Genomic DNA, 586 nt, shown 5'->3' with positions numbered 1-586 from the left:
AGAGATGGTAAAAGGCACATTAAGTTTCTCTTAAATATGCCTGCTAGCTCAATGAAAAACAGCGTAGATCTAATAATAGAAAATCTATTTGAATACGACACAAAAACTTTCACTAAAATAGCAACAACTCCCTTTAGATCATCTTCAGCAGGATTAATTACTCAACTATCCCGTGCTTGCCCTCTACGTATTCACAACTGGGCCCAACTGCACTACCAGGAAGTATCAACTACAATCACCGAAACACAAGAGCCAAGCCTAATCTATCTAAAGAATGAAGACCGATACCGAGTTTTCGTACCTAAAAAGTTTCTAAAAAATCGAGAACGCTCCGACATATTTGACATTAGCATGCCAATACCTCAGCTTTTCAATAGCGATATAGAGCGGTTTATTGAAATTCGGAAAAAGCTTATAGAGCACTTTGGCTTCGAAGATCAGAGGCTATTCTTCAAAGTCACTATCAAGAAAGGAAAAGCTAATGCTCGACCCTACAAATCAGGAGAACTAGCGTCCGATTATAAAACCGCAACTAAGAAAGTCATAAACAAATTATTCCCCGATGTATTATCTAGAGGGATTAACC

At 38.1% G+C, this 586-nt stretch carries 1 protein-coding gene; it reads left to right on the top strand.

Annotated features, from left to right (window positions below; all coding sequences use genetic code 11):
• Positions 1 to 51 precede the first annotated feature (51 nt).
• On the top strand, positions 52 to 586 hold a 535-nt coding region (locus tag A3757_RS27535; RefSeq protein ID WP_231878227.1), incomplete at its 3' end, for a hypothetical protein.

The organism is Oleiphilus sp. HI0117 (assembly GCF_001635235.1).
Note: the sequence above shows the minus strand (reverse complement) of the source record. Positions and strands in the feature narration are given on the sequence as shown.